We start from the raw sequence: 19,297 nt of genomic DNA, 5'->3' as shown, positions 1-19,297 counted from the left end.
TGTCCATGGTGGGCGGATCGGTGCTGGCGCGGCGGGGTGCGGCGCAGGATGGGCCCGAGACCCTGCAGGCGGTCGACACCCACGCCCATGTCTTCCGGCGCGACTGGCCCCTGGCCGATACCCGCCGCTACGCGCCCGGCTACGACGCCACCCCCGAGGACTACCTCGCGGTGCTCGACGCGCACGGCATCGCCCAGGCGGTCCTGGTCCAGCCGAGCTTCTACGGCGACGACAATCGCGGCCTGCTCGACGCCGTGGCCCGCGCGCCGCAGCGCCTGCGCGGCATCGCGGTGGTCCGGCCCGACGGACCGCCCGAGACCCTGAAGGCCTTCGCCGCCCAGGGCATCGTCGGCATCCGCCTCAACCTGATCGGTGTCGCCGACCCGGATTTCGCGGCGCCGTCCTGGCAGCGGCTCCTGCGCAGCGTGGCCGATCTCGGCTGGCAGGTCGAGGTCCAGGCCGAGGCCCGGCGCTGGCCGAGCCTGCTGCCGCCCCTCCTCGACAGCGGCGTGCGGGTGGTGGCCGACCATTTCGGCAAGCCCGATCCCGCCCTCGGCATCGACGATCCGGGCTTCCGGCACCTCCTCTCGGCGGGGCGGACGGGCCGGGTCTGGGCCAAGCTGTCGGGGAGCTACCGCAACGGGCCGGGCGAGACCGGCGAGCGGATCGCCCGGGCGGCGCTGCCCCTGCTGAAGGACGGTCTCGGCCTGGAGCGCCTGGTCTGGGGCAGCGACTGGCCGCACACCCAGTTCGAAGGGGTCGCCTCCTACGACCGGGTCCGGGCCCAGCTCGACGGCTGGCTGCCCGACCCGGCCGAGCGCCGCATCGTCCTGCAGGAGACGCCGCGCGCCCTGTTCGGACTGCCGGCCGGGCGGGTCCCGACGTGAGGGACGCGCGCCGGTCAGGGCGCCGGCGGGGCGACGACCGCGTCGGCCTGCCCGCTCGCCGCCAGGGCCCTGGCCACGAAGCCCGAGGCCTTCTGGGCCTCGATGAAATCGCGCAGGGCCGCGGCGACGCCGGGACGCGCCTTCGGGCTCGCCACGGCCTGCTCGATCACCATGAAGCGGCCGGGCAGGATGCGCAGGCCGGCATGGTCGCGCACGTAGGTCTCCAGCGGCTGGCGCACCGAGGCCAGGACCTCGGGCCTGTCGCGCAGGAACAGGGTCAGCGCCGCGGCCGAGGTCGGCGCATAGACGCGCTCGGCCGCCGTGAGGTGGCGCCCGAGATAGAGGTCGTAGGCCGTGTTGCGGCCGACCGCGATGCGGATGCCCGGCCGGTCGACCTCGGCATTGTCGGTGAGAGGCGACTCGTCCCGGACGAGGTAGGCGCCCTCGATGATGACGTAGGGCGGGCTGAACGCGATGCTCTGCCCCCGCTCCGGGTCGATTGCCAGGAAGGCGACGTCCCAGCTTCGCGCGCCGCCGAGGGCCGCCACGACGGCGCCCGCCGTGTCGAAGGTCTCGAACGCCACCGGCAGGCCGAGCCGGCGACCGAGTTCACGGGCGAGCTCCGCCGAGACGCCAGCCGGCTGGCCGTCGCTGCCCCGCTGCGCCAGCACCGGGTTCCCGTAGTTGATCGCCGCCCGCAGCGTCCCGGTGGGGGCGATCGCGGCAGGCAGGGCGGAGGTCGGGTCGAGGGCCATGGCGGTGTCCTTCAGGGGCGACAGGAAGAACGCGAGGGCGGCGAGGCCCGAGGCGGCGAAGCTCAGGGCGGCGTGGCCCAGGGCGGCGAGGATCGTCCGCCGCCGCCCGCGCCGGTCCCGCAAAGCCGTCTTCACGCATCCGTCCATCCGGCCCTCGCAGCGGGGCGCCGGGCCGGCGCATCCGCCCCGGCCACCCGATCCCCGATTGTCCCGGAGCCACCACGATGAACGCCATCCCCGCACGGCCCGACGCCCCGCCCGACGAAGCGGTGGTCATGCGCAAGGTCGGGCTCCGGCTCGTGCCGTTCCTGATCCTCTGCTACTTCATCGCCTATATCGACCGGGTCAATGCCGGCTTCGCCGCCTTGACCATGAACAAGGATGTCGGCCTGAGCCAAGCCATGTTCGGCATCGGCGGCGGGCTGTTCTTCCTCGCCTACGTGCTGTTCGAGGTGCCGAGCAACATCGCCATGGAGCGCTTCGGCGCCCGGGTCTGGATCGCCCGCATCATGGTGACCTGGGGTCTCGTCGGGGCGGCGATGGCCTTCGTGACCGGTCCCTGGACGTTCTATCTCGGTCGCTTCCTCCTCGGCGCGGCGGAGGCCGGGTTCTTCCCGGGCGTCATCCTCTACCTGACCTACTGGTTCCCCAAGGCCTACCGCGCCCGGATCGTCGCCACCTTCATGGTGGCGATCCCGCTCTCGAGCTTCCTCGGTTCGCCGCTCTCCGCCGCCCTGCTGCAGATGGACGGCATCGCCGGCCTGCGGGGCTGGCAGTGGCTGTTCCTCATGGAGGCGATCCCGGCCGTGCTCCTCGGCCTCGCCGCCCTGGCGCTGCTGCCGAGCCGTCCGGCCGACGCCGCCTGGCTGACGCCCCGGGAGCGGGCCTGGCTCACCGACCGCCTCGCCGCCGACCGCGGCGGCGCGAGCCCGGTGGCCGACCACCTGCCCCTGTGGAAGGTGCTGTCGAACAAGTACGTCTGGGCCCTGGCGCTGATCTATTCCGGCAGCTCGGCCACCAGCAACGCCCTGTCCCTGTGGATGCCGCAGATCCTCAAGTCGTTCGGCCTGTCGAACCTCGAGACGGGCTTCCTCAACATGATCCCGTTCGGCATCGCCTCGGTGTTCATGATCCTGTGGGGCCTGCGCGCCGACCGGTCGGGGGAGCGGGTCTGGAGCACGGCGCTGCCGCTCGCCGTCACCGCCGCCTGCCTGCTCGCCACCTCGCTGACGAATTCGCTGACGGTGACGCTGGTGCTGCTCAGCCTCGTCCTGATGGGCAACTACGCCATCAAGGGCCCGTTCTGGGCACTGGCCACCGAGTGGCTCTCGGCGGGCACCGCCGGGGCCGGGATCGCGGCGATCAACACCCTGTCCCACCTCGGCACCGGCAGCGCGACCTGGCTCCTTGGCGTCATCAAGGACGCGACCGGGAGCTTCCCCCTGGCGCTGCTGCCCCTGGTGTTCCTCACGGCCTCCGGCAGCGTCATGGTGGTGGCCCTCGGGCGCGCCGCCCGCAGGCGGGTCGGCCTGCGGGAAGCGGCAGGGGTGTCCTAGTCCGGGGGGTGTCCTCGAGCTTCTCGGGGGTCGGTGGGAAGCGGTGATCCCGAAGAGACAAACCCCAAGACCGAAATTGAGGGTCTGTCCGGCTCAGGATGAGCCTGACAGACCCTAGGGCCGGGCCGACGGGACTACTTCTTGCCCTGGCTGTGGCCGTGGGCATGGCCGTCCGTGTCGGAATGCAGCGGCTTGCCGTCGGGACCCTTCTCCTGCGCCTCCCGCACCCGGGGATCGTCGCTGTGGTTCGGTCCGCCGGAGACGGAGCCGAGGTTCGGCTTCACCTGCTCGGGGTTCGACGCGTTGCCGTGTCCGTCGACGGCGAGGGCCGGGGCCGCCGCGAGCAGGCCGGCGGTGAGGAGGGCGAACATCGTGGTCTTCATCGGTCTGTCTCCAAGGTCGAAGCGGCGTGGGCCGCTTCGAAGCAGGAGATAGCCACGCCGTTTGTCTCGCCCGTGCCGCCCCTGTGACGAAGCATGTCAGTGTCCCGCCCCGCGGCGCGGCCCTGTCGCGGGGCTGCGGGCTCCCGGTTTCCGGGCGAGTCCGCGGCTGATGCGCGTGACCGGGTTGCGCAGCCTGTCAGTAGCCGCGCGTCCGGTCGATCCCCGCCGGCGCACGGCCCGTGCGGCGGAACTCCGCCACCGCCTCGGCGACGAGCGCGGCGGCCGAGGCCATGTGCGTCGGAGCCGCGACGTGGGGCAGGATCGTGATCGCCGGATGGGTCCAGAGGCGGTGATCCGGCGGCAGGGGCTCCTCCGGGAACACGTCGAGGATCGCGTGGCCGAGGGCGCCCGTCGCCAGGGCCGCGAGCAGATCGTCCTCGACGACGTGCGCGCCGCGCCCGAAATTGACCAGGGCTGCGCCCGGTGGCAGCTGGCGGAACGCGTCGGTCTTCAGGATGCCGCGGGTGTCGGGGGTCAGGGGCAGGAGGTTGACCAGGATGTCGGCCGTCGCGAGGCTCTGCGCGAAACCGTCCGGGCCGCTCGCGACCGGAATCGTCCCGTGCGCGGTGCCGGACCGGCTCCAGCCCCGGACGGGAAAGCCGAGGGCGCGCAGGAGGTCGGCCGCGGCTCGTCCCATCTCGCCGAGGCCGAGGATCGTCACGCGGCGCTCACCGGCCGGGCGGACCGGGTGCTGGCGCCACGTCCCCGCGCGCTGCTGCGCGGCATAGAGCGGGAAGTCGCGGTGCAGGTGCAGGACCGCCGCCGCCACCGCCTCCGCCATGGCGCGCGCCAGGGTCGGGTCGATGAGGCGCCGCACGGGCACCTCGGGCAGCGTGTCGTCGAGGACGAGGCGGTCGACGCCGGCCCAGAGGCTCTGGATCCAGCGCAGGTTCGGCAGGCCCGCGAGGGACCCCAGCGGCGGGTTCGCCACGATGGCGACCTCCGCCGCGCCCACCGGGGTACCGTCGGAGACGGACGCGATTCGCTCTCCCGGCATGGCTGCGCCCAGGGCCTCGCGCCAGGCTGCCTCTTCCGCGGCCGGAAGGCTGGTGACGAGAAGAAGGGGGGAGGGCATGAATTCGGATCTCCTCGGGGCCGGCGCGCATCGTCCGGCGACGGGATCACCCGCGATCGGCCCGGCGTCAACGCAGCGGCTTGACCATCGCGGTCCGAAGCCTGCCTGATCCCGGGCCGTCTCGATCAGCACCGGAATGCCATGCCCCCGATCGCCTTCGCCAGATCCGCCTGCCTCGTCGCTCTCGCCGGCGCCGTCCTTGTCCAGGCCGACCCCGTCGCGGCACAGGCCCCGGCTCCGGCCTCCTTCCGGGTCGAGGACGCGACGATCGCCGGGGTCCGCGAGGCCCTCGCCTCCGAGCGGATCACCTGCCGCGGCCTGGTCCAGGGCTATCTCGACCGCATCGCCGCCTACGATCAGGCCGGCCCGAAGCTCGCGGCGATCCGGGCGCTGAACCCGCAGGCCCTGGCGCAGGCCGAGGCCTACGACGCGGACCGGGCAGCGGGCGCGGCCAAGCCCCTCGGCTGCGTGCCCCTGCTGCTGAAGGACAATTACGACACCGCCGAATTGCCGACCACCGGCGGCTCGGCCGCCCTCGCGGGAGCGCAGCCGGCGCAGGATGCTACCGCGGTGGCGCGCCTGCGCGCCGCCGGCGCCATCGTGCTGGCCAAGGCGAACATGCAGGAGCTCGCCCTCGGCGGGGTCTCGGTGAGTTCGCTGGGCGGCCAGGTCCGCAACCCCTACGACCTGACCCGTACCCCCGGCGGCTCCAGCGGCGGCGTCGGCGCGGGCATGGCCGCCGGCTTCGCCCTCGGGGGGCTCGGCAGCGACACCGTGAATTCGATCCGCTCGCCCGCCTCGGCCAATAACCTCGTGGGCCTGCGCGTCACCCAGGGGCTGATCAGTCTCGCGGGCATCATGCCGGTCTCGAAGACGCAGGACGCCATCGGGCCGATCACCCGCACGGTGGCGGATGCGGCGGCCCTGCTGCAGGCCATGGCCGGTACCGACCCGGCCGATCCCCTCACCGCCGCAGCCGCCGGCAAGGTCGCGCAGAGCTACGCCGCTGCGCTGAAGCCCGACGCCCTCAAGGGCGCGCGCCTCGGCGTCGTCCCGGTCCTTTTCGGGACCAAGCCGGAGCATGCAGAGGTCAACCGCGTCATGCAGACCGCCCTCGACGCCCTGGAGGCGGCGGGCGCCACCCTGGTGCGGATCGACGACCCGGCTTTCGAGGCCGACGCCCTCAACCGCGAGGACGACGTCCAGACCTACGAGTACAAGGCGCTGATGAACGGCTATCTGGCCTCGATCCCCAATGCGCCGCACAAGGACCTCGCCGGCATCCTGGCCTCGGGCCAGTTCCACCGCGCCGCCCTGGAGTCGTTCCTCAAGGCCGCCGAGGCGCGCCAGGACGGCATGGCCGAGCCCGAGTACAAGGCCCGTCTCGGGCGGATCGCCGCCTTCAAGGCCCATGTCGCCGAGGTCTTCGCGGCCCAGAAGCTCGACGCCCTGGTCTACCCGCTGCAGAAGCGGCTGGTGGTGCCCATCGGCGAACTCAACCAGGCGGATCGCAACGGGATCGTCGCGGGGCTGACGGGCTACCCGGCGATCGACGTCCCAGCGGGGTTCTCCGAGGCCAGCGCGACCGCGCCCGCGGGCGTGCCGGTCGGCATGGACCTGCTCGGTCAGCCCTGGAGCGAGGCGAAGCTCCTCGGTCTCGCCTACGCCTTCGAGCAGGCGACCAACCTGCGTCGTCTGCCGGCGAGCACGCCGCCGCTCGAGGCGCGCTGATCAGGCCACGAGGGGCGGGGCCGGCACGAGGTCCCGTACCCGCCACATCGCGCGGGCGAGGTGGGAGCGATAGGGTGCGAAGGGCTGGGTGAACGCCTGCGTGTCGGTGCAGCCCGTCAGGCGTTGGAGGCTGCCGACAGCGGCGACGTCGCCCGCCGGCCAGATGTCCGGGTCGTGATAGTGGAAGATGCCGATCATGTCGGCCGTCCACTGTCCCACGCCCTTGATGCTGCGCAGGATCGCCGCGCGTTCCGGGTGGGGCAGGGTGGCAAGGGTGGGACCGAACAGGCCCGCCTCGTCCGCGGCGCGGATGGCCTGCACGGCCCGCACCTTGGCGCCGGAGAGCCCACAGCCGCGCAGGGTCTCGGCACGCGCTTCGACGAAGAGGTCGCGGGGTACCCCGTTCCGCAGGCGTGCCGCTTCTTCGACGCGGGCCCAGATCGCCGCTGCGGCACGGGTCGAGAGTTGCTGGTTCACGACTTCCAGGGCGAGGCGGTCCGCGACATGGGCGTGGGTCGGCGGATCGATCGGCACCGGCCCGAGATGCACGAGGGCGTCGTGGAGCGACGCCGACAACCCCCGGGCGGTGGCCAGGAGGTGCAGGTGCGGTTCAGGGTCGGACATCGTGCGGTTCGGCGGGGACGGGGCGAACGGACAGGGAAAGGACTCGGCCCCGCGAAGGGGCCGAGGCGGTTGGCTTAGCGGTCGCGGCGCTCGCGCGTGATCGTGGTGCGCTCCTCGCGACGCTCGATGCGGTCGTCGCGACGATCCGGATCGACACCCAGGACCCCGCCGACCGTACCGGTGGCCGCGCCGACGGCGCCGCCCACCACGCCGCCGATCGGTCCGGCTGCACGGTTGCCGTCCTCGACGCCACGCTCGGCGCCCCGGATGGTGCCCTGGGCCTGCGCCGTGCCCGCGAGGGCGACGGGGGTGAGCAGCAGGGCGGTGGCGATGACGAATGACTTCATGAAAGGAACCTCGCGTCGATGGTTTCGGATGGCCGGTCACGCCGTCGCGACCGGTTCGGCATGTCCCATCAACGGCCGAGACGCCGAAAGGTCGCAGAATTCGTTGGACGAGGCGCGGGAGCGCGAGGTTTCAGCGGGCGCGCCGATGTCGGTTCGCAAGTCTTCCTGGCTGCCTCGCCCCATCGGCATCAGGGTGTCTGGCGTGGCCGGGAACGAGGCTGCCGGGCAGGAACGCGCCGTTCTTCCCTGAGCCTCTCACGGACGCTCTCGTGGTCATGCGGAAAGGCGTAGCGCTTCGTCCCGGCGGGTCTCGGGCCTGCCCGAGAACTGTCGAGCCTGAGGGGACAAGGTGGAGGTGCGGGTGGCTGAGCCGTCCGCGACGGACGGAGGCTTGCAGAACCATCCCCACGCCTGAGCTCGCCCCGCGCGGGGAGAGGGCCGTGCCCTGCCGTCGAACCGGCCGCTCGGCCGATCCAGAGATCGGGATGGGCGTGCCCCGCGTGACATCTGCGGCCGTCGGGCGGCGCACCACCGAACTCAGTACGTAGCGAACATCGCGGCGATCTCGACCGGATCGCGGCTGCGGGTCAGCGCCAGCGCGAGCAGGATCCGCGCCTTCTGCGGCGTCAGGTTGTCGGCGCTGAGGATGCCCCGCTCGCGCAGGCGCGTCGTGACCGGCACCACGCCGCTGCCGGCGCGGGTGGACTGGACCACCACCACCCCGGCGGCCACCGCCTCGGCCAGGGCGTCGGCCTCGCCTGGGGGCGTCATGCCGGGGGCGAGGCCCGCCGAGACGATGCCCAGCGCGCCGGCCGCCACGAAGGCGCGCACGGCGGTGCCGTCCGCGTCGGCATAGGCGTAGGCGACGTCGACCCGGGGCAGGGCGGCCAGCCCGTCCAAGGTGAACGGCGTGTCCGGGGCATGCCGGCGCTCGGGGCGGCGGTAGTAGCGCACATGCGGTCCGTCGACGTGGCCGAGGACGCCGAAATCCGGCGTGCGGAAGGTCTGCAGCCGGCCGACCGAGGTCTTCGTCACCTCGCGGGCCGCCTGGATCTCGTCGTTGAGCACCACCAGCACCCCGCGCCCGCGCGAGGCCGGGTCGGCGGCGACCCGCAGGGCCGCGACGAGGTTGAGCCCGGCGTCGCTCGACAGGGCGCTGATCGGGCGCTGGGCCCCGACGAGGACGACCGGGCAGGCCACCGTCAAGATCAGGCCGAGGGCGTAGGCGGTCTCCTCCAGGGTCGCGGTGCCGTGCCCGATGACGATGCCGGCGAGGTCGGGATGGGCCTCGGCGAGCTCCGCGCAGAGGGCGGCGAGGGCGCGCCACTCGGCGAAGCCGATGGCGGGGCTCGGCACCGCGCGGAACGGCACCGCGATCACCTCGGCGACGCTGCCCGCCTCGGGCACCCGCTCGAGGATCGCGTCGGCCGCGAGGCGTTGCCCGGTGGCGGTGTAGTCGAGGACGTCGAGGGAATCCCAGCCGAGGGACGAGATCGTCCCGCCCGTGCCGATGAAGGCCACCTTGGATCGTGTCGCCATCGTGTCGTCGTCTCCGTCCACCTGCGCGCATCGGCGGGCGCCCGTGAGGCGCCCCGGCGGGCCCCCATGCAGGAGACTTGCCGGAGCGGGCCTCGCCCGTCAGCGGCGGGAGGTCGGACGGGGCTTCAGGTCGTCAAGGGCATCGGCATTGGCCCGACCCCAGGCGTAGAGAAGCTCCACCGGCTCGACGAAGCGGCCGCCGAGGGGGGTGAGGCGATACTCCACCGCGGGCGGCACCGTGCCGGCCACGTGCCGGGTCAGGAGCCCGCTCGCCTCCATGTCCCGCAGGGTCTGGGTGAGCATCTTCTTCGAGATGCCCGGCAGGCTGCGCTGGAGGATACCGGTGCGGGCACGGCCGGCATGGCGGGCGTGCAGGGTGTGCAGCACCATGCTGGTCCACTTGGTCGCGAACAGTTCGAGCACCCGGCGCGGCGCGCAGTCCTCGCGCCAGGCCTCGTCCGCGCTCAGCCTCTCCATGGTCGTCGCCCCCTGGGTGGGTACCGTTGGGTGCCTAGGACCCCAATCGGTGCCGTCTGGTCAGGGGCGGACTGTCTCCATAGGTCGGTCGTCAGATCAAGCCAGAGACTTCCATGACCAGGACGGAGACTTCCATGACCAGGACGGCCCTCATCGCCGGCGTCAGCGGCATCGTCGGTAACAACCTCGCTCGCCACCTCGTCGCGGAGGGCTGGTCCGTGGCCGGTCTCGCCCGGCGCCCGCCGGCCGACATCGCCGGCGTGACCCCGGTGGCCGCCGACCTCCTCGACCCCGAGAGCCTGCGCGGCGCGCTGGCGGACGTCCGCCCCACCGACGTCTTCATCACGACCTGGCTGCGCCAGGAGACGGAGGCCGAGAACATCCGCGTCAACGGCGCGATGGTGCGCAACCTCCTCGACGCCCTGCGGCCGAACGGGGGCGTGGACCATGTCGGCCTGGTCACCGGCCTCAAGCACTATCTCGGACCGTTCGAGGCCTACGGGAAGGGCACGCTGCCGGCCACGCCGTTCCGCGAGGACCAGGGCCGCCTCGACGTCGAGAACTTCTACTATGCGCAGGAGGACGAGGTCTTCGCCGCCGCGGCGCGGGACGGCTTCGGCTGGAGCGTGCACCGGCCTCACACCATCATCGGCTACGCGCTCGGCAACGCCATGAACATGGGCGTGACCCTGGCAGTCTACGCCACGCTCTGCCGCGAGACCGGTCGCCCGTTCCGCTTCCCGGGCTCGACCGCCCAGTGGAACGGGCTCACCGACATGACGGATGCGCGCATCCTCGCGCGCCAGCTCGCCTGGGCCGCGACCACGCCGGCGGCCCGCAACGAGGCCTTCAACATCGTCAACGGCGACGTCTTCCGCTGGAGCTGGATGTGGGGCCGGATCGCCGACTGGTTCGGCGTGGAGCCGGCGCCCTTCGACGGCGCGATCCTGCCCCTGGAGCAGCAGATGGACGGGGCCGCCCCGCTCTGGGCCGAGCTCGCGGCCCGGCACGGCCTCAAGGAGACCGATCTCGGACGCCTCGCCTCGGCCTGGCACACGGATGCGGATCTCGGCCGGCCGATCGAGGTCGTCACCGACATGAGCAAGAGCCGGCGCCTCGGCTTCCTCGACTACCAGGCCACCGACGACGCGTTCTTCGACCTGTTCGCACGCCTGCGGGCCGAGCGGGTCATTCCGTGACATCCGCCCCCGGCGAAGGAGCCCGCATGACAGACCGGACCGCCCCGGACCTCGCCCGCTCGGACATGCTGCAGCGGCCGCCCCACGGAGCAGCCACCCGCGCGACGACGAAGCCCCTGATCGTCACCCCGACCTTCGTCTCGCGCAGCGACGACTCCCCCCTGGAGCGGCGCCCGCGCGACCCGGGATCGAATGTCGGCCGGGACGGGCGGTCGGTGATGCGCCCCGACCGCCATCCCGAGGCCGTGGCGCTGGAGCCAGATCCCAACCTCGCCTTCGAGCACTGGGATGCGTACTGGCGGAAGGTGCACGGGCCGAAATTCGCCTACGCGGAGCCCGGAACCCAGAACGACCGCGTGCTGCGCTACGACCAGGTCCACCGGGTCGCATCCGGGCCATCCTCCGACTTCCGGCCGCCCTACCGGGCGATGGTGGAGGCCGAGGGCAGGCTGGTGTCCGATCCGGCCGCGCGGGTGCCGGCCTACCGGCGCCCGAGCTTCGACGGCTTCGCCTACATCGCCTACGCGGAGACCGACGACATCGCGGCGGTGCTCGGTCAGGAGCAGTACGCGGCCCGCATCGTCGCGGACGAGCGGACCGCCTTTCGCATGGTCACCCGCGCGGTGGCGCGGGAATACATCCTCGACCCGAGCGCGCGCCACCGCGACCCGGTCAGCCTCGTGAAGATCCACCGACGCCGGCCGCACCTCTGCCGCACCGCGTTCCAGGAGGCCTGGCTCGGGGCCCAGGCCGACCTGGTCTGCGCCCAGGAAGCGACCGCGCAGTACGTTCGCCGCTATGCCCAGCTGCATCCGTTCGGGTCGACCCAAGCCGATCCCGAGGGCTCCAAGATCGACGGAATTTCGGTCCTGTCCTTCGACTCCCTCAACGACGTCGAAGATTACCTGGTGACGCCCGACCATGCGGTGATCGAGGCGGCGGAGAATGCGCTCGCCGATCCGGCGACATCCGAGTTCTGGACGGCGATCAACTACAGCGTCATCAACCGCCTGATGCCGGAACTGGCGACGGATCGCTGAGGAAGAGCCGCCGCGGCGGCTCATTCATCTTGCCGGATCTTCGATTTCTCGCGTCGACAATTCTTCGACTTGGCGGACCCGGCGTTTGTCTCCATCATCGCCGGATCCCCCGATGCGTGAGGCCGCGATCCGATGAAGCCGTTCGACTGGACCACCGGCTATCCCACCGTGCGGATGCCGATCTTCGGCCGCAACATGGTCTCGACCTCGCACGCCCTCGCGGCCCAGGCCGGCATCCGCATGCTCTGGCAGGGCGGCAACGCGGTGGACGCCGCCATCGCCACGGCGGCGGCCAAGACCATCACCGAGCCCTGCAGCAACGGCCTGGGCTCGGACGCCTTTTGCATCCTGTGGGACGGTCGGCAACTGCACGGCCTCAACGCCTCCGGCGGGGCACCGGCGGCCTGGACCCCCGACTACTTCACCCGGAAATACGGTGCGGCCGAGCGGCCGCCCATGCGAGGCTGGGATTCCGTCACGGTGCCGGGCGCCGTCGCGGCCTGGATGGCCCTGAGCGAGCGCTTCGGGAAGCTGCCCTTCGCCGACCTTCTGCAGCCCGCCATCGACATCGCCGAGCGCGGCTACCTCGCGCCGGTGGTGGTGCAGCAGAAATGGGCCGCGGCTGCGCGGGTCGCGGACCTCGTGCGGCAGCCGGGCTTCGCCGAGACCTTCCTGCCCCACGGTCGCGCCCCGCACGTGGGCGAGCGCGTCACCCTGCCGGGCATCGCCCGGGCCCTGCGGGCGATCGCGGAGACGAAGGGGCGCGCCTTCTACGAGGGCGAGATCGCCGAGGCCATGGCCCGGCACGCCGCCGCCCATGGGGGCGCCATGACGATGGCCGATCTCGCGGCCTTCCGGCCCGAATGGGTGACGCCGACGGCCAAGGATTACCGGGGCTATACGCTCCACGAAATCCCGCCGAACGGGCAGGGCATCGCCGCCCAGATCGCCCTGGGGATCCTCGAATCCTTCGATCTGGCGGGTCTGGCCCCGGATGGCCCGGAGGCGCAGCACCTCCAGATCGAGGCGATGAAGCTCGCCTTCGCCGACACCTACCGCTACGTCTCCGACGCGCGCAGCATGGAGGTGACCCCGGAGGCGATGCTCGATCCGGCCTACCTGACGGCGCGGGCGAGGCTGATCGACCGGCACCGTGCCCAGGAATTCGGCGCCGGCAACCCGGTCCGCGGCGGCACCATCTACCTCACCGCCGCCGACGAATCCGGCATGATGGTGAGCTTCATCCAGTCGAACTTCATGGGCTTCGGCTCCGGCGTGGTCGTGCCCGAATGGGGCCTGTCCCTGCAGAACCGCGGCTACGGCTTCGTTCTGGACGAGGCCAGCCCCAACGTGGTGGCGCCCGGCAAGCGGCCCTTCCACACCATCATCCCGGGTTTCCTCACCCAGGGCGGAGCGCCGGTGATGAGCTTCGGCGTCATGGGCGGCAACATGCAGCCTCAGGGCCACCTGCAGACCCTGGTGCGGATGATCGACCACGGCCAGAACCCGCAGGCCGCCTGCGACGCGCCGCGCTGGCGCTTCAATGCCGGGCTCGAGATCAACGCCGAGGCGGCGATGCCGGCCGCGACCCTGCAGGGCCTGGTGGAGCGCGGCCACCGGGTCGACGTGATCGAGGACAGCTACCAGGATTTCGGGGCCGGCCAATTCATCTGGCGGATGGGCGACCCCGGCACCGAGGGGTATGTCGGCGCCAGCGATCCCCGGCGTGACGGACAGGTGGCGGTCTGGTGAGGTCGGGTCGTTGCCAAGCGGTTCGCTGGCACAGATAATGTATACACTTTCGAACGTCTTCCCGGTTCGCGCCGATCCGCCCTCCCGTGCGGCGGATCTGCGATCCGGACCGATCCCAGTTCTGAAGGAAGCTTGATGCTGCGTCTGTTCGCTGCCGGCCTCGTCGCGGGCATTGCCGCGCTCTCTCCTGTCCAGGCGCAGACCCTGCGCTTCGGCCTGATGGAGGACCCGGACGCCCTCGACCCGACGCTGGCGCGCACCTTCACCAGCCGCATGGTCTTCGCCGCGATGTGCGACAAGCTCGTGGATATCGGGCCCGACCTGAAGCCGGTGCCGCAACTCGCCACCGGCTGGAGCCTGTCGGAGGACCAGAAGACGCTCACCATGACCCTGCGGCCGGGCGTGCGTTTCCATGACGGCGAGAAGCTCGACGCGGCGGCGGCGAAGTACAGCATCGAGCGCCACCTGAAGCTGCCCGGCTCACAGAGGCGCGGCGAGATCGCGCCGATCGACCGGGTCGAGGTCGTCGACGACCTGACCTTCAAGATTGTCCTCAAGACGCCGTTCGCGCCCCTGATGGCGCAGTTCACGGATCGGGCCGGGATGATGGTCTCGCCCAAGGCCGCCGAGCGCCTGGGCGACAAGTTCTCCACCGCCCCCGTCTGCGCCGGGCCGTTCAAGTTCGTCGAGCGGGTGCCGCAGGACCGGATCGTGGTCGAGCGCTTCGACGATTACTGGAACAAGGACCAGATCCACCTCAAGCGCATCGAGTTCCGGCCGATTCCCGACGGCACCGTGCGGTTGACCAACCTGCGGGCCGGCCAGCTCGAGCTCCTGGAGCGCCTGACCCCCACCGACCTGCCGCAGGTGACCCGCGACCCGAAGCTCAAGATCGGCTCGACCATCGAGCTCGGCTTCCAGTCGATCGTCTTCAACCCGAACAGGGCCGGCTCGGCCGTGGCCGACCCGCGCGTGCGCGCCGCCTTCGACCTCGCCATCGACCGCAACGCCCTGAACCAGGTGGTGTTCAGCGGCGAGTTCCTGCCCGGCAACCAATGGGTCTCGCCCAAGCACCCGGCCTACGTGAAGGACTATCCCCTGCCGAAGCGCGACGTCGCCAAGGCCAAGGCCCTGCTGGCGGAGGCCGGCATCCCGAAGCCGTCCGTCACCCTGACGGTCTACGCCAACAACGAGGCGCCGCAGGTGGGGCAGGTCATCCAGGCGATGACCCGCGAGGCCGGCTTCGACGTGAAGCTCCAGGCCACCGACTTCACCACCGCGCTGGACGCCGCCGACAAGGGCAACTTCGACGCCTACCTCTACTCCTGGAGCGGCCGGCCCGACCCGGACGGCAACACCTTCAGCTTCCTGGCCTGCAAGACGCCCCTGAACTACGCCCGCTACTGCAACCCGGAAGCGGATGCGGCGCTCGCCGCCGAGCGCGCCACGGTCGATCCGGCCCAACGGGCCGAGGCCTGGAAGCATCTGGCCGACCGGGTCATGGCCGACCGGCCGCTGATCTACCTGTTCCACCGCAAGCTGTTCTGGGCCTACAGCAACAAGCTCACCGGCTTCACGCCCTATCCCGACGGCCTCGTGCGCTTCACCGGCCTGACGCTGAACTGAGGCGGGAGCCCGGCCGATGCTGCGCTTCCTCGTCCAGCGCCTGGCGCTCGCGATTCCCACCCTGGTGATCGCCTCGATGATCATCTTCACCCTGCAGCAACTGCTGCCGGGCGACACGGCCACCGCCCTGTCGGGCGAGGAGCGCGACCCCGAGGTCATCGCCTTCATCCGGCAGAAGTACCACCTCGATCAGCCGCTTCCCGTGCGCTACGCCCTCTGGGCCGGCGGCGTGCTCCAGGGCGATCTCGGCGAGTCGATCCGCCTGCAGAAGCCGGTCATCGACCTCGTGATCGAGAAGCTGCCGGTCACCCTGGAGCTCGCCTGCCTCGCCATGCTGGTGGCCCTGGTGATCGGCGTGCCGATGGGCATCCTCTCGGCGGTCAAGCGCGGTACCGCCGCCGATACCCTGGCCAACGGCATCGCCCTGTGGGGCCTGTCGGTGCCGAACTTCTGGCTCGGCATCCTCATGATCCTGCTGTTCTCGGTCCAGCTCGGCTGGCTCCCGGCCTCCGGCTACGTCTCGCCGTTCGAGAGCCTGTCCGAGAACCTGCGCTCCATGGCGATGCCGGCCTTCGTCCTCGGCAACGCCATCGCGGCGGTGATGATGCGCCACACCCGGGCGGCGATGCTGGGCGTGCTCGGCTCGGACTACGTCCGCACCGCCCGGGCCAAGGGCGTCTCGCCCTTGCGCCTGATCCTGCGCCACGCCCTGCCCAATGCCGCGATCCCGATCATCACCCTGGGCGCCCTCGAATTCGGGCAGCTCCTGTCCGGCGCCGTGCTCACCGAGCAGGTCTTCTCGGTGCCGGGCTTCGGCAAGCTGATGGTCGATGCCGTGTTCAACCGCGACTACGCCACCGTGCAGGGCGTCGTGATCTGCACCGCCACTACCTACGTCCTCCTCAACCTCGCGGCCGACCTCCTCGCGGCCTTCGTCAACCCGAAGCTGAGGCGCGCGTGAGCATGGCGGCACTTCCCCTGCACCGGCATTCCTCCGATTCTTGCGCCTCCGATTTACGCGCCTCCGATCCAAGCGCGGGTGTCCCCCGTTCCGGGCAGGGTGATCGCGCGCACGCGGCATTTTCCGAAAACAGGCCTTGCGGCACCGCGTCATCCCGGAGCCCCGCAGCGGAGCCCGGAATCGGGACACGCAGGTGGTGCGAGGTTTCAGGCCGTCGGCGTCCCTGGAGGCCGGGCTCGCCTGCGGCGCCCCGGAACGACGCGGTGCCGGGATCTCGGATCGCCTTCGCTTCCGGCAGCGCGAGCCCGACGTACCGACCCCGCCGGGACGACATGCGTCGGAGGCGTCGATGACCAAGGCCGTCACCGCTCCGACCGTCATCGCTCCGACCGGCGTCGCCCTGCCGTCTGCCGCGCCCCCGCTCCGCAGCGAGCCCGGTCCGATCCGCGCATTCTGGGCGCGCCTGACCGCACGGCGGACCGCCATGGTCGGCCTCGTGATCGTGGTGGCGCTGATCCTGATGGCGGTCTTCGCGGACTGGATCGCGCCCTACGATCCCATCGCCACCGACTGGGGCGCCATCCGCGCCGCGCCCAGCTGGGCGCACCCGTTCGGCACCGATGAGGTCGGGCACGACGTGCTCTCGCGCATCGTCTTCGGGGCGCGGGCCTCCCTGGGGGCGGGCCTGACCTCGGTAGCCCTCGCGGTGGCCCTCGGCCTGCCGTTCGGGCTGCTGGCCGGTTATGCCGGGGGCGTGATCGACATGGTGATCATGCGCCTGACCGACGCGCTGCTGGCGATCCCGTTCCTGATCCTCGCCATCGCGCTCGCCGCCTTCCTCGGCCCAAGCCTGACCAACGCCATGGTGGCGATCGGCCTGTCGGCGACCTCGACCTTCGTGCGCCTGACGCGGGCGCAGGTGCAGGCGGTGGCGGCGGAGGAGTTCGTCGAGGCCGCCCGTGCCGTGGGCAATCCGCCCTGGCGCATCGCCATCCGCCACATCGTGCCGAACATCGTGCCGGCGATCCTGGTCCAGGCGACCCTGACCATCGCGGCCGCGATCATCGCCGAGGCCAGCCTGTCCTTCCTCGGCCTCGGACAGCAGCCGCCCGAGCCGTCCTGGGGCTCCATGCTCAACGTCGCCAAGAACTTCCTCGAGCAGGCGCCCTGGATGGCGATCTGGCCCGGCGCCTCGATCTTCCTCGCGGTGCTGGCCTTCAATCTGCTCGGCGACGGCCTGCGCGACGCCCTCGATCCCCGGCAGAGGACCTGACGATGGTGCGAGACGCTCCGGCGCAGGAAGATTCGGCGCAGGCGAAGCCGACCCTGCTCGACGTCCGTGACCTCGCCGTCGCCTTCGACAGCGAGGGCGGCGCGGTCCACGCGGTCAACGGCGTGTCCTATACCCTCGCCGAGGGCGAGACCCTCGGCATCGTCGGCGAATCCGGGTCCGGCAAGAGCGTGCACGTGCTGGCGATGCTGGGCCTGATCCCGCGTCCGCCCGGCCGCATCACCGGCGGACAGGTGCTGTTCGAGGGCCGCGACCTCCTCGCCCTGCCGGAGCGCGCGCTGCGGACGGTGCGCGGCGGGCAGATCGGCTTCGTGTTCCAGGACCCGATGAGCTCGCTCAACCCCGGCATGACGGTGGCCGCGCAGATCATCGAGCCCCTGCGCATCCATCTCGGGCTCGACGCCCGCGCCGCCCGCGCCCGGGCCCGGGACCTCCTCGACCTCGTGCGCATTCCCCAGGCCGGGGCGCGCCTCGACCAATATCCGCACGAGTTCTCCGGCGGCCAGCGCCAGCGGGTGATGATCGCCATCGGCCTGTCCTGCCGCCCGAAGCTGCTCATCGCCGACGAGGCGACGACGGCCCTCGACGTCACCGTGCAAGCGGAGATCATCGCCCTGGTGCAGGAGCTGAAGCGGGAGATCGGCATGGCGATCGTCTGGATCACCCACGATCTCGGCGTGGTGGCCGGCATCGCCGACACCGTGCAGGTGATGTATGCCGGCCGCATCCTCGAGCGCGGTCCGGTGGACGACATTTTCCGCGATCCCCGGAGTGCGTATACGCTCGGGCTCCTGCGCTCGCTGCCGGATCTGAGCCGCGGCCGGGCCGGGCGCCGGCGCCTGCACCAGATCGAGGGGGCGCCCCCCGACATGCGCTACCCGCCGCCGGGCGACCCCTTCGCCGCGCGCAACGTCTACGCGACCGCGCGCTGCCTCGCCGAGGCGCCGCCCCTGGTCCAGGCCCCCGGCGCCGCGCCGGGCCACCTCGTGGCCGCCTGGTACGATCTGCCGGCGCGCCTCGCCGCCGAGGAGGCCGCCCGATGAGGCCCGAGCCCGCCGACCGCTACCCGCTGCTCTCGGTGCGAAATCTCAGCAAGCACTACCCCTTGCGCAGCTGGTGGGGCGGAAAGGGCTCGGTGTTCCGGGCGGTGGAGGATATCAGCTTCGACATCCGGCCCGGCGAGACCCTCGGCCTCGTGGGCGAGTCCGGCTCGGGCAAGTCCACCATCGGCCGCGCCGTCACCATGCTGAACCCGCCCAGCGCCGGCACCGTCGCCTTCGAGGGCACCGACCTCGCCAAGCTCTCCGCCGGAGAGATGCGCCGGATGCGCGCCCGCATCCAGATGGTGTTCCAGGACCCCTACGCCGCCCTCAACCCGCGCATGAGCATCGGTGACTACGTGGCCGAGCCGTTCCGGCTGCACCGGCCCGGCATGGCGCGGGCCGAGCGCCGCGACGAGGTCGAGGGCCTGCTGGCCCGGGTCGGGCTCGATCCGCGCTTCGCCCAGCGCTACCCGCACCAGTTCTCCGGCGGTCAGCGCCAGCGCATCTGCATCGCCCGCGCCATCGCGCTGAAACCGAGCTTCATCGTCGCCGACGAGCCGATCGCCGCCCTCGACGTCTCGATCCAGGCCCAGGTCGTGAACCTGCTGCAGGAACTGCAGGACGAGCTCGGCATCTCGTACCTGTTCATCTCCCACGACCTGCGCATGGTGCGCTACCTGTGCCAGCGCGTCGCCGTGCTCTGGCACGGCCGGGTGGTGGAGCTCGCCGAGGCGGACGCCCTCTACGAGGACCCGCGCCATCCCTACACCCGGCGCCTCCTCAGCGCGGTGCCGGTGCCGAACCCCGTGGAGGAGCGCGCCCGCCTGCGCGCCGCCTCCCTCCTGCCCACGGCCGACCCGGATGCCACGGGCCGCCTGGTCGAGGTCGCCCCCGGCCACTGGGTCGCCGACACCCGCTACGCCTGATCCTCCAGGATTCGATTCAAGGACC

18 protein-coding genes are annotated in these 19,297 nt (G+C 71.7%); 11 read left to right on the top strand and 7 right to left on the bottom strand.

What is annotated here, in order from left to right; all coding sequences use genetic code 11:
- Positions 1-5 precede the first annotated feature (5 nt).
- Positions 6-887, top strand: coding sequence for an amidohydrolase family protein (locus tag AC0IY1_RS19110; RefSeq protein WP_471771593.1), 882 nt, complete (start codon positions 6-8; stop codon positions 885-887).
- Positions 888-901: 14 nt separating this feature from the next.
- Here the strand turns inward: AC0IY1_RS19110 and AC0IY1_RS19105 are convergent, their stop codons facing one another.
- The gene (locus tag AC0IY1_RS19105) at positions 902-1,777 is read right to left on the bottom strand and encodes a transporter substrate-binding domain-containing protein (RefSeq protein WP_471771591.1); all 876 of its coding nucleotides are present in this window, start codon (positions 1,775-1,777) and stop codon (positions 902-904) included.
- 89 nt (positions 1,778-1,866) lie between these two features.
- On the opposite strand from AC0IY1_RS19105, the gene AC0IY1_RS19100 reads away from it, so the two are divergent.
- The gene (locus AC0IY1_RS19100) at positions 1,867-3,198 is read left to right on the top strand and encodes an MFS transporter (RefSeq protein WP_471771589.1); all 1,332 of its coding nucleotides are present in this window, start codon (positions 1,867-1,869) and stop codon (positions 3,196-3,198) included.
- A 134-nt stretch (positions 3,199-3,332) separates the two neighbouring features.
- Here the strand turns inward: AC0IY1_RS19100 and AC0IY1_RS19095 are convergent, their stop codons facing one another.
- A complete protein-coding gene (locus tag AC0IY1_RS19095) occupies positions 3,333-3,581 on the bottom strand; it encodes a hypothetical protein (RefSeq protein ID WP_103711524.1) in 249 nt (82 codons plus the stop codon).
- A 196-nt stretch (positions 3,582-3,777) separates the two neighbouring features.
- Positions 3,778-4,716 carry a 2-hydroxyacid dehydrogenase gene (locus AC0IY1_RS19090; protein WP_471771587.1) on the bottom strand — a complete coding sequence of 313 codons (939 nt, stop codon included), beginning with the start codon at positions 4,714-4,716 and terminating at the stop codon, positions 3,778-3,780.
- Between the two features lie 141 nt (positions 4,717-4,857).
- On the opposite strand from AC0IY1_RS19090, the gene AC0IY1_RS19085 reads away from it, so the two are divergent.
- Complete coding sequence (locus AC0IY1_RS19085) at positions 4,858-6,447, top strand: amidase family protein (protein ID WP_471771585.1); 1,590 nt, start codon at positions 4,858-4,860, stop codon at positions 6,445-6,447.
- Here the strand turns inward: AC0IY1_RS19085 and AC0IY1_RS19080 are convergent, their stop codons facing one another.
- From AC0IY1_RS19080 to AC0IY1_RS19065, 4 genes are all read right to left on the bottom strand, one after another.
- Positions 6,448-7,071 carry a DNA-3-methyladenine glycosylase family protein gene (locus AC0IY1_RS19080; RefSeq protein ID WP_471771583.1) on the bottom strand — a complete coding sequence of 208 codons (624 nt, stop codon included), beginning with the start codon at positions 7,069-7,071 and terminating at the stop codon, positions 6,448-6,450.
- A 74-nt stretch (positions 7,072-7,145) separates the two neighbouring features.
- Positions 7,146-7,418, bottom strand: a complete 273-nt coding sequence (locus AC0IY1_RS19075; protein ID WP_055957026.1) for a hypothetical protein — start codon at positions 7,416-7,418, stop codon at positions 7,146-7,148.
- 537 nt (positions 7,419-7,955) lie between these two features.
- The gene (locus AC0IY1_RS19070) at positions 7,956-8,957 is read right to left on the bottom strand and encodes an asparaginase (protein ID WP_471771581.1); all 1,002 of its coding nucleotides are present in this window, start codon (positions 8,955-8,957) and stop codon (positions 7,956-7,958) included.
- A 99-nt stretch (positions 8,958-9,056) separates the two neighbouring features.
- The gene (locus AC0IY1_RS19065) at positions 9,057-9,434 is read right to left on the bottom strand and encodes a winged helix-turn-helix transcriptional regulator (RefSeq protein WP_055957024.1); all 378 of its coding nucleotides are present in this window, start codon (positions 9,432-9,434) and stop codon (positions 9,057-9,059) included.
- Between the two features lie 134 nt (positions 9,435-9,568).
- Here AC0IY1_RS19065 and AC0IY1_RS19060 point away from each other — a divergent pair, with 134 nt between their 5' ends.
- The 8 genes from AC0IY1_RS19060 to AC0IY1_RS19025 all read left to right on the top strand — a co-directional run bounded on the left by AC0IY1_RS19060 (position 9,569) and on the right by AC0IY1_RS19025 (position 19,272).
- Positions 9,569-10,633: an SDR family oxidoreductase gene (locus tag AC0IY1_RS19060; protein ID WP_471771579.1), complete on the top strand. Its 1,065-nt coding sequence runs from the start codon at positions 9,569-9,571 to the stop codon at positions 10,631-10,633.
- A gap of 26 nt (positions 10,634-10,659) precedes the next feature.
- Positions 10,660-11,673 (top strand): hypothetical protein, encoded by a 1,014-nt coding sequence (locus AC0IY1_RS19055; protein WP_471771577.1) that lies wholly within the window; start codon positions 10,660-10,662, stop codon positions 11,671-11,673.
- Positions 11,674-11,805: 132 nt separating this feature from the next.
- Positions 11,806-13,425, top strand: a complete 1,620-nt coding sequence (locus tag AC0IY1_RS19050; protein WP_471771575.1) for a gamma-glutamyltransferase family protein — start codon at positions 11,806-11,808, stop codon at positions 13,423-13,425.
- A 135-nt stretch (positions 13,426-13,560) separates the two neighbouring features.
- Positions 13,561-15,051 (top strand): ABC transporter substrate-binding protein, encoded by a 1,491-nt coding sequence (locus AC0IY1_RS19045; RefSeq protein WP_471771573.1) that lies wholly within the window; start codon positions 13,561-13,563, stop codon positions 15,049-15,051.
- A gap of 16 nt (positions 15,052-15,067) precedes the next feature.
- Positions 15,068-16,012, top strand: coding sequence for an ABC transporter permease (locus AC0IY1_RS19040; protein ID WP_055957014.1), 945 nt, complete (start codon positions 15,068-15,070; stop codon positions 16,010-16,012).
- A gap of 349 nt (positions 16,013-16,361) precedes the next feature.
- The gene (locus AC0IY1_RS19035) at positions 16,362-17,285 is read left to right on the top strand and encodes an ABC transporter permease (protein ID WP_082513210.1); all 924 of its coding nucleotides are present in this window, start codon (positions 16,362-16,364) and stop codon (positions 17,283-17,285) included.
- A 2-nt stretch (positions 17,286-17,287) separates the two neighbouring features.
- A complete protein-coding gene (locus AC0IY1_RS19030) occupies positions 17,288-18,346 on the top strand; it encodes an ABC transporter ATP-binding protein (RefSeq protein ID WP_471771571.1) in 1,059 nt (352 codons plus the stop codon).
- A complete protein-coding gene (locus AC0IY1_RS19025; protein ID WP_471771569.1) occupies positions 18,343-19,272 on the top strand; it encodes an ABC transporter ATP-binding protein in 930 nt (309 codons plus the stop codon). The genes AC0IY1_RS19030 and AC0IY1_RS19025 overlap by 4 nt, the downstream gene beginning before the upstream one ends.
- Positions 19,273-19,297: the final 25 nt, after the last annotated feature.

It is taken from the genome of Methylobacterium sp. AC690 (assembly GCF_979256535.1).
Note: the sequence above shows the minus strand (reverse complement) of the source record. Positions and strands in the feature narration are given on the sequence as shown.

Coding starts and splice junctions, on each gene's coding strand:
- AC0IY1_RS19110 (WP_471771593.1), top strand. CDS start 6: ATGGTGGGCGGATCGGTGCTGGCGCGGCGGGGTGCGGCGCAGGATGGG.
- AC0IY1_RS19100 (WP_471771589.1), top strand. CDS start 1,867: ATGAACGCCATCCCCGCACGGCCCGACGCCCCGCCCGACGAAGCGGTG.
- AC0IY1_RS19095 (WP_103711524.1), bottom strand. CDS start 3,581: ATGAAGACCACGATGTTCGCCCTCCTCACCGCCGGCCTGCTCGCGGCG.
- AC0IY1_RS19090 (WP_471771587.1), bottom strand. CDS start 4,716: ATGCCCTCCCCCCTTCTTCTCGTCACCAGCCTTCCGGCCGCGGAAGAG.
- AC0IY1_RS19085 (WP_471771585.1), top strand. CDS start 4,858: ATGCCCCCGATCGCCTTCGCCAGATCCGCCTGCCTCGTCGCTCTCGCC.
- AC0IY1_RS19080 (WP_471771583.1), bottom strand. CDS start 7,071: ATGTCCGACCCTGAACCGCACCTGCACCTCCTGGCCACCGCCCGGGGG.
- AC0IY1_RS19075 (WP_055957026.1), bottom strand. CDS start 7,418: ATGAAGTCATTCGTCATCGCCACCGCCCTGCTGCTCACCCCCGTCGCC.
- AC0IY1_RS19070 (WP_471771581.1), bottom strand. CDS start 8,957: ATGGCGACACGATCCAAGGTGGCCTTCATCGGCACGGGCGGGACGATC.
- AC0IY1_RS19065 (WP_055957024.1), bottom strand. CDS start 9,434: ATGGAGAGGCTGAGCGCGGACGAGGCCTGGCGCGAGGACTGCGCGCCG.
- AC0IY1_RS19060 (WP_471771579.1), top strand. CDS start 9,569: ATGACCAGGACGGCCCTCATCGCCGGCGTCAGCGGCATCGTCGGTAAC.
- AC0IY1_RS19055 (WP_471771577.1), top strand. CDS start 10,660: ATGACAGACCGGACCGCCCCGGACCTCGCCCGCTCGGACATGCTGCAG.
- AC0IY1_RS19050 (WP_471771575.1), top strand. CDS start 11,806: ATGAAGCCGTTCGACTGGACCACCGGCTATCCCACCGTGCGGATGCCG.
- AC0IY1_RS19045 (WP_471771573.1), top strand. CDS start 13,561: ATGCTGCGTCTGTTCGCTGCCGGCCTCGTCGCGGGCATTGCCGCGCTC.
- AC0IY1_RS19040 (WP_055957014.1), top strand. CDS start 15,068: ATGCTGCGCTTCCTCGTCCAGCGCCTGGCGCTCGCGATTCCCACCCTG.
- AC0IY1_RS19035 (WP_082513210.1), top strand. CDS start 16,362: ATGACCAAGGCCGTCACCGCTCCGACCGTCATCGCTCCGACCGGCGTC.
- AC0IY1_RS19030 (WP_471771571.1), top strand. CDS start 17,288: ATGGTGCGAGACGCTCCGGCGCAGGAAGATTCGGCGCAGGCGAAGCCG.
- AC0IY1_RS19025 (WP_471771569.1), top strand. CDS start 18,343: ATGAGGCCCGAGCCCGCCGACCGCTACCCGCTGCTCTCGGTGCGAAAT.